This is a genomic window from Microvirga tunisiensis (genome assembly GCF_009296175.1).
GTDB lineage: Bacteria > Pseudomonadota > Alphaproteobacteria > Rhizobiales > Beijerinckiaceae > Microvirga > Microvirga tunisiensis.
The window spans coordinates 1-8,264 of record NZ_VOSK01000277.1 but is presented as its reverse complement, the minus strand read 5'-3'; the positions used below and the strand labels follow the sequence as shown (position 1 = coordinate 8,264).

Genomic DNA, 8,264 nt, shown 5'->3' with positions numbered 1-8,264 from the left:
AACAGATCGCGATGCTCATCCAGCCATTGTGACATCGCCTTCAACTCGCAGCCGATCTCGTGCGTGGCGAAAAGATCGAATATGCTGGCTTGGACGGTGCGTTCTTGGCGCATTGTCGGCTCCGGCGCTGGCAGGGCTTTGGACTCAGTGGCATGATCCAAGATACCTGAAACCGCCGGGCCTTGCTCGCGCAAAGCTATGATTCACGTAGTGAAATCAAACGTTTGCCGTTTGTGGACGGAAACTAGCTAGCATCCCCGACTAATTGGCCGGATGCCATTCATTTCGTACGCTCAAGACGGATAGTGACAGGACCGGGACGGTCAAAGATCGAGCTATCGCCTGTCACGTTGCCGAGGATAATGATGCCAGGCCGGGGCACACGGCCGCTGCGATAGTAGATGACGAAGTGATCAGGCCCCCAAAGGCCCAGTGTTCCAGTCGAGAAATCCTGCTGCCGCGCGGTTGCCGGCAACGGCGAAGGCAGGTTGCCGGTCTTTTCCTGACGGAGATGATCCGTCATGTCGATCGTGAGCGGCAGCATCCGGACGAGCGTCCGCGTCGCGTCATTGCCGATCAGATCGGCTGTGACATTGCCCCATTCGGAGGAAATTAGAATGCGCTCTTGGGCCATTGCATTTCCTTTCAGCATCAGCGCGAGGCCGACTGCAATCATAATTCGATGTTGCATTTGGTGCCTCCCCTTGAGGTCCTGACGTGGCGCAGCGATCCGTCCCGGCATCGTCTCACGCAGAAGTGGAGCAAGACCATTGCGTACTTGATCTCCCATGGGATGCTCTGTTGTTCCATACCCACAGGCTCAGGGAAATGGCCGCATCTGTCCGGCTGGACGGGTGCGGCCAAGAAGTTGGCGCTCGATTGAATTCAGACCATCAGACGGCGCGCATTTAAGCCAGGTGCTGTTTGAAGAAAGATGTCAGCTTATCAAACGGAATCTTGTCCATCTGGTCATAAAGATCAACGTGGTCGGCATTGGGCACAATTACCAATTCCTTGGGATCGGAAGCCTCCTTGTAGACGTCTTCAGAGTAATAGCGTGAGTGGGCGTTTTCTCCTGCCACCAGTAGAACCGGGCGCGGGGAAATCATTTCGATGTTCGCATACATCGGAAAGCTGAAGAACGACATGGGGGTCGTGGCGGTCCACGCCGTTGTCGAGTTGATGCCCCTTGGATGGAAACCGCGCGGAGTTCTGTAGTAGTTGAAGAAAGCGACCAGAACTGGGTCAGGATCTGCCGGCAAGCTGTCAGGAAGTACACGCTTCCCTTTCACGATGTTGCCCTTCTCGTCGAACGGGACTTCGTGATAACCCAGCGCATATTTGCCGCTTTCCGCATCAATCCAGCGTTGCTGGCTGATGTAGTCAATAACCTTGTGGCGCTGCTCCATCGTATAACCGTCTTTATGGCTGCGGCTCATGCTGCGAGACATGTCATACATGGAAGCTGTAGCGACCGCCTTGATGCGCGAATCGCTGGTGGCGGCAGTCAGTGCCATGCCGCTGAAACCACAAATGCCAATGGCACCGATGCGGTCGCGGTCAACGTTCGGCTGCAGGCCAAGAAAATCCACGGCCGCGCTGAAATCCTCGGTGTTGATGTCCGGGGACGCCATGTTGCGCGTTTCGCCACTGCTTTCCCCTGTATAGGAAGGATCGAATGCCAGCGTGACGAAACCACGTTCGGCCATAGTTTGCGCATAAAGACCTGATGCTTGTTCTTTCATCGCACCAAACGGGCCGCTGACAGCAATCGCCGCCAGCCTGCCGCTGGCGTTCTTCGGCTGGTAAAGGTCTGCCGCTAGGATGATGCCGTAGCGGTTCTTGAAGGTGACTTTCTTGTAGTCAACCTTATCGCTTTTAGCGAAGGTCTTGTCCCACGTGTCACTGAGTTTCATTTGCGGCTGCGCGATGGCTTGACCCGAGGCAGCTATACCAACGCTCAAAGCGGCCATACCAGTACCCGTCATCTTCAGGAGGTTGCGCCGGTCGAAGCCGACCTTCCGGCCTACCGAGGCTTTGGTACCAATCTTCCCGTTCATGTCTGGATCTCCTTTGACTGTCGAGAAGATAGTCCAGACGAAGTAATGAGATTAGACACGCTCCTTCGCTTGTACTTATGAGGAGGGGTCATCAATCGAGCCCATCTTGGCTGCTGTCCTCTGATCCCGGTTGGTGGCCCAGACTTGCCCGGATCGAATTGCAATGAACCACTTTGCGGTGAAGCAATCGACTTCAGGGGCAACGGGAAGGTTACGAGCTGCCCTGTGAAGCTATTCCATTCTCGGCCTTTCTCAATCGGGCTGCGACGCAGGAGAGGTCTCCACCCTGTAGTGAAGCCAGACCATACCTCCTTCCAGGGGTTCCGTGTTGAGAAGCCGGAGCGACTGGCCGGCCGCAGGTCTTTCATCGGGCTCGCCTGCATACTCGAAGATGCTCGGCACCCCGGCCAGTCCATCGATGCCCGGGTACATCAGGACGCTGATCTCGTCGATCAGCCCTGCTTTCAGGAATGCACCGTTGATGGTGCCGCCGCCCTCGAGCAGGAGAGTCCTGATCCCGAAGTGTGGCAAGGGTGCCTATGGCAGAAGGGGTGCCGTGAGGGGGACGACCAGCATGAGCATCACCGCTGGTATTGCTCGTCGGAGACGTGCTCCATCCTAAGGGTGGTGGCCAGCGCGATCGCCAGGAACCCATAAGTCGCGTAGAGAGCCGAGTCGATCGGCACGCCCAGCGCGAAGGCCGCATACATCGCGGTATCGGTCCAGGCGATGACCTTGCCTGTATGCGTCGCCTCGACCAGCGCCGGCTGCAGATCGGTTACAACCGGGCGGCTTCCGTCATGGAGCGTATGGAGAAGGAAGGGATCGTCGGCCCAGCCAACCATGCAGGTAAGCGAGAGATCCTGCGTGGAGAATTCGAGGACTAGGCAAGGACATCCGCTGCAATGCCTCAAGCAGAGGTCCCGTGGAAGCACGGGACCTCTGCTTTTATGGGAAAATGGCTCATGGTGGCTCTTGTGTTCCCACGCATGTGCCGAGAGATCGTGGCATGATCCTCATCAGCGGAAGTCCCGGGTCGCCACCTTGATGACCGCTTCGTTTGCGCGATCCGGTCTATCAGACTTTGGCTGCTCACTAAGCTCCTGTGTGCGGCTGCGGAGCCAATCGCGGGTTACAACCCTTGCCTCGTCACCTCGTCCATAGGGTAGGCGCAGAGAATGATCGCGATCCGCCACCGAGCGCAGGAGATCCGACAGGTCGATGAAATGCTCCGTGATGAGGTGGGTGACGCCGCCCTCACGTTGAATCCGGCCACGGCACCCGATCATGCCGGACGAGAGGATTAGCCGCCGGTGCTTTTCGAATATGGCGGACCAGATCACGAGATTGGCGACATCGGTTTCATCCTCGATGGTCATGAACGTCACGCCCTTGGCGGAGCCGGGCTTCTGACGCACGAGGACAAGACCCGCCACCGTGACATGCTGCCCATCCCGGAGCTGGTGAAGATCGGAGCAGGACAGGATCCGGCGCTCGGTCAGTTCCTGGCGCAGAAAGAACAGCGGGTGCCGGCGCAGTGTCAATCCGATGGAGCGGTAGTCCTCCACGACCTCGCGGCCTTCGGTCATGGGAACGAGTTCGACTTCAGGCTCGATCACCTCAGGTTGGATTGCGCGCTCGCGCTTGTCCGCGGCAGCGAACAGCGGCAATACCTCGTCCGCCATGCCTTCGATGGTCCAGAGCGCTTCTCGCCGGTCGTCACCGAGAGAGCCGAAGGCGTCGGCCTGAGCAAGGTGTTCAAGGGCCGACACAGGAAGACCAGCGCGTCGCCGAAGATCCTCGATCGAGGAGTAAGGCTGCTCCGCCCGGGCGATCGGGATCATGGCGGCATCCGTATTGGAGAGACTATGAACCATCCTGAGGCCAAGGCGGACAGCCAGCCGCCGCGGATCTCTGGTCGGCTCTAGGGCGCAGTCCCAGCGCGAGTGGTTGACGTCGACAGGACGTACCTCGATTCCATGAGCCTGTGCATCCCGCACCAGTTGAGCAGGCGCATAAAAGCCCATGGGCTGGGAATTGAGAATGGCACAGCAGAACACGTCCGGATGGTGGCATTTCATCCAGGACGAGGCATAGGCGATCTTGGCGAAGCTCGCGGCATGACTTTCTGGGAAGCCGTACGAGCCGAAACCTTCGAGCTGCTTGAAGGTGCGTTCGGCAAAGGCCGCGTCGTAGCCGCGAGCGGTCATGCCTTGGATCAGCTTCTCGCGGAACTTCGAGACGCCGGCGGTGAACTTAAAGGTCGCCATGGCGCGCCGGAGCTGGTCGGCTTCGGAGGGAGTAAAACCTGCACATTCGATGGCCACCCGCATGGCCTGCTCCTGGAACAGCGGCACACCGAGCGTCTTCTCGAGCACGCGCTTGAGCTCGGGCCTTGGATACTCAGGCTCCTCGCGTCTCTCGCGGCGGCGCAGGTACGGATGCACCATGTCGCCTTGGATCGGCCCCGGACGCACGATCGCGACTTGGATGACGATGTCGTAGAAGGTCTTTGGCCTGAGGCGCGGCAGCATCGCCATCTGGGCGCGGCTCTCGATCTGGAAAACGCCGACCGTGTCAGCTTTCTGGATCATTACATAAGTGGCTTTATCCTCGCTCGGGATCGTGGCGATGTCATAGTCCTCGCCCTTGTGCTCGCGCAGCAGATCGAAGGCACGGCGCATGCAACCCAGCATCCCTAAGCCCAGCACGTCGACCTTCATGAACTTCAGGGTGTCGATGTCGTTCTTGTCCCACTCGATGACCTGGCGGTTCTCCATGGCGGCCGGTTCAATGGGCACAAGATCGTCGAGGCGGTCCTGAGTCAGCACGAAGCCGCCCGGATGCTGCGAGAGATGGCGTGGCGCGCCGATGAGTTCGCTGGCAAGTTCCAGTGTCATGCGCAGGCGCGGATCATCGAGGTTGAGATTGAGCTCCTTCGCTTCCTTCTCGGAGACACCGTCATTGCCCCAACCCCAGACGAGACCGGATAATCCTGCCGTCACGTCCTCAGGAACGCCGAGGGCCTTGCCGACCTCGCGCACGGCGCCTCGGGCGCGGTAGCAGGAGACAACAGCGGTGAGTGCCGCCCGATGGCGGCCATAGGTGTCATAGATCCATTGGATCACTTCCTCGCGCCGCTCGTGCTCGAAGTCGACGTCGATGTCCGGTGGCTCACGTCGCTCCTGAGAGACGAAGCGTTCGAAGAGCAGGTCATGCTCGGTGGGATTGATCGACGTGATGCCGAGCACGAAACACACGGCGGAGTTTGCCGCCGAACCGCGCCCCTGGCATAAGATGCCCCGCGATCGGGCGAACGAGACGATGGCGTGGACGGTGAGGAAGTACGGCGCATATCCCAGCTCCTCGATTAGGTGTAACTCGTGGCGGCAGGTCGTCGCGACCACATCGGGAATGCCATCTGGATAGCGCTTCCTCGCCCCCTCCCAGGTCAGGCGTTTCAGCTTCTCCTGGGCGGTCTCGCCGGGCTCCGTTTCGGATGGGTACTGGTAGCGCAGTTCATCGAGGCTGAACGTGCAGCGATCGAGGACTTCATGCACATGCCGGAAGGCCTCGGGATGTCGCTCGAACAGACGTCCCATCTCGACCGGATCCTTGAGATAGCGGTCGGCATGCCGCTCCAGCCGGTAACCGGCCTCGTCGATGGTGCAGCCTTCACGAATGCAGGAGACGACATCCTGCAAGCGGCGACGGTTCGGGTGATGGTAGAGCACGTCGCCCACGGCAATCGACGGCACTCTCGCGGCCTGTGCCGCCTGCTCGATGGCATGAAGGCGCAGATGCTCGTTGGGCGCAAAGCGCCGGATCAGCGCCATGTAGGCACGGTTGCCGAAGGTGCTCTTGAGACGTGCGAGGTTTTGATCGATGACAGCATCCGCTTCATCGCCCAGGAGAATGGCGATGAGGCCTTCGTTCCAGGCGACCACGTCGTCCCAGGCAAGATGGCACTGCCCCTTACCGGCGCGGCTCTTGCCGATGCTGAGCAGCCGGCATAGGCGCGAATAGGCTGCCCGATCCGTCGGATAGACGAGAAGCGACGTGCCATCAATGAGATCGAGCCGGCAACCCACGATAAGACGAACGCCGGTCTCCCGCGATGCTTCGTATGCGCGCACGACGCCGGCCAGCGAGTTGCGGTCGGTGATGCCCAGCGCCGTGATGCCCAGAAGCTTCGCCTGCTCGAACAGTTCCTGTGGGCTCGAGGCGCCGCGCAGGAACGAGAAATGGGTCGTGACCTGGAGTTCAGCATACATGCGAGGGGTGGTCGTCCATCATGAGAAGAAGCCGTGCATCCACCAGCGTCCGCCCTCGGCGGTGGGCGCATCGCGGAAGATCCAGTAGCGCCCGCCTTGCTCGGTCTCGACGCGGTAGTAGTCCCGAGCAAACGAACCCTTGTCGCCGTTCCACCATTCCGGCGTGATGCGCTCAGGGCCATCGGCCTTGGCGACGGAGTGGCGGACCTTGCGCCAGACGAAGAAGCGTGGAGGATGATCCGGGAGCAGGGCAGTGGCCACCACACGCTCGGGCGGATTGAGCAAGCGCGTGGGCCGCGGCAGGTTCTCCGGCCAGACTGCACCTGTCGGCGGCGCGAGTGCCGGGATCCTGCGTGCCATGCGCTCAGGCACGAGAGTCTGAACGGGTGCGAGGCGGTAGACCTTCTTCAGGCCGATGCGAGCGCCGAGACGGTCGACGAGCTGGCCCATATCCGCGTTGCCAGCGTCCTCATCGCCGAGGCCTTGCGCCTGGACCTGCGTCTCCGTCAGCGGCTCGACCTTGCTGGCGACAAGGACAACCTCCTCGATCCCGAACCCGGGATCGAGCGTTTGCAGCCGCTCGTCGAAGAGTTTGGCGAGATGCGTCGCATCCCGATTGGCCTTGGCGGTGCCGACGCGCAGGCAGGCGCTCTTCTGATCGACCCGCTGGACCACGAGGTCGAGCCGGCGGGCGCCTTTCCCGCGGCGCTCCAGTTGCCGGCACAGATCTGTGGCAAGGCGCAGCACCACGCGGTTGAGATCCTCAAGCCGGCCGATGGGCTCCGCAAAGGCAAGAGACGCGGTCGGAGTGTCCTTGGGGATCGTCGGCGTGATGGGCTCGAACGCATGGCCAAGAGCCTGATCGAGGCGCAACGCCACATCCCGGCCGAAGCGCCGGACCAGCGGCGCGCGCGGCATGGCAGCCAACTGACCCACGCGCTCGATGCCAAGCCGGTGCAAGGCGCTGAGCTTGTCCGGGGCGATCCGCAAGGCCCGGATCGACAGGGTCGCCACCGCGTCCACGGTCCGGCCTGTCGGGACGACACCGCCGGCTCCGTAGCGGACGATGGCCCAGGCGGCTCCTGGGACATCGGCGACGGCCGCTTTGGCAGCGATGCCCTGCCGCGTCAGGCGGCTGATCAGATCCCGGAGCAGTTCTTCCTCGCTGCCGAAGAGATGCGCCACGCCAGCAATGTCGATCCACAAGCCATCGGGAGAATCGAGCGCCACCACGGGCGAGTAGCCGATGGCCCAGCGCGCCAGCTCCCGCAACGAGGCGTCGTCCTCGTCCGGGGTTGCCTCGACCATGTGCAGGTTGGGCACCAAGGCCTGTGCCTGAGCGAGCGCCATGCCGGTGTACAGGCCGAGTTCTTGCGCAGCCGCACAGGCCGCACGCACGACGCGGCGCGACCCGACCGTGTGCACGGTCACGAGGGGCTCATGACGCGGCGGCTCGCCGGTCCGCCGCCTGATCCGATCGGTCGGCCAAGTCGGCAGGTAGAGCGAGACGACCCTTCGCATCGCAGGCCTCCAGAATCCAGGTACGGGGTTCGGCGCCACGGCAGCGCAGGAGTTCGACGTGCCAGCGCTCCCGTCCAAGACCGGGAGCGGGCATGAGTTCGGATAAGGCAGGAGCAATCCGCCAGCGTGTGACGGCTGCAGTTGGCAGATGGACCAGATCCTTCTCCGCCAGAGTCCACCAGCGCCGGATCACCAGGGCAGTGACGCCCGTGGCTTCAGCCGCCAGTTGCAGACGGCGCGAGGCGGTCAGGCCGAGGCGCGTGACCTCGCCGACAACGGCCGCTAGATCCTCGGCCCAGAGGATTTGACGAGTTGGGGATGGCGGAGGAGGGGCAGGCCTTCAGGGGCGACCAACACCTCGATGCTTCGCGCCACTCCGGGCTGACGGCGGATCAAGCCGGCGCGTTCC

The 8,264-nt window shown here is 61.7% G+C and carries 6 protein-coding genes and 1 pseudogene; 1 reads left to right on the top strand and 6 read right to left on the bottom strand.

What is annotated here, in order from left to right:
- Positions 1 to 280 precede the first annotated feature (280 nt).
- From FS320_RS33470 to FS320_RS50410, 4 genes are all read right to left on the bottom strand, one after another.
- A complete protein-coding gene (locus tag FS320_RS33470) occupies positions 281 to 691 on the bottom strand; it encodes a cyclophilin-like fold protein (RefSeq protein WP_152716721.1) in 411 nt (136 codons plus the stop codon).
- A 217-nt stretch (positions 692 to 908) separates the two neighbouring features.
- Positions 909 to 2,060, bottom strand: coding sequence for an alpha/beta hydrolase (locus FS320_RS33465; protein ID WP_162866315.1), 1,152 nt, complete (start codon positions 2,058 to 2,060; stop codon positions 909 to 911).
- A 252-nt stretch (positions 2,061 to 2,312) separates the two neighbouring features.
- A complete protein-coding gene (locus FS320_RS33460) occupies positions 2,313 to 2,591 on the bottom strand; it encodes a dihydrofolate reductase family protein (RefSeq protein WP_152716720.1) in 279 nt (92 codons plus the stop codon).
- Between the two features lie 50 nt (positions 2,592 to 2,641).
- The gene (locus tag FS320_RS50410) at positions 2,642 to 2,770 is read right to left on the bottom strand and encodes a hypothetical protein (RefSeq protein ID WP_338105594.1); all 129 of its coding nucleotides are present in this window, start codon (positions 2,768 to 2,770) and stop codon (positions 2,642 to 2,644) included.
- Positions 2,771 to 2,815: 45 nt separating this feature from the next.
- Here FS320_RS50410 and FS320_RS50405 point away from each other — a divergent pair.
- A pseudogene (locus FS320_RS50405) lies at positions 2,816 to 2,947 on the top strand (DNA translocase FtsK); the annotation flags it as partial.
- A 132-nt stretch (positions 2,948 to 3,079) separates the two neighbouring features.
- Here FS320_RS50405 and FS320_RS33445 read toward each other — a convergent pair.
- Complete coding sequence (locus FS320_RS33445; protein ID WP_152716719.1) at positions 3,080 to 6,334, bottom strand: error-prone DNA polymerase; 3,255 nt, start codon at positions 6,332 to 6,334, stop codon at positions 3,080 to 3,082.
- A gap of 18 nt (positions 6,335 to 6,352) precedes the next feature.
- The gene (locus FS320_RS33440; protein ID WP_152716718.1) at positions 6,353 to 7,855 is read right to left on the bottom strand and encodes a Y-family DNA polymerase; all 1,503 of its coding nucleotides are present in this window, start codon (positions 7,853 to 7,855) and stop codon (positions 6,353 to 6,355) included.
- Positions 7,856 to 8,264: the final 409 nt, after the last annotated feature.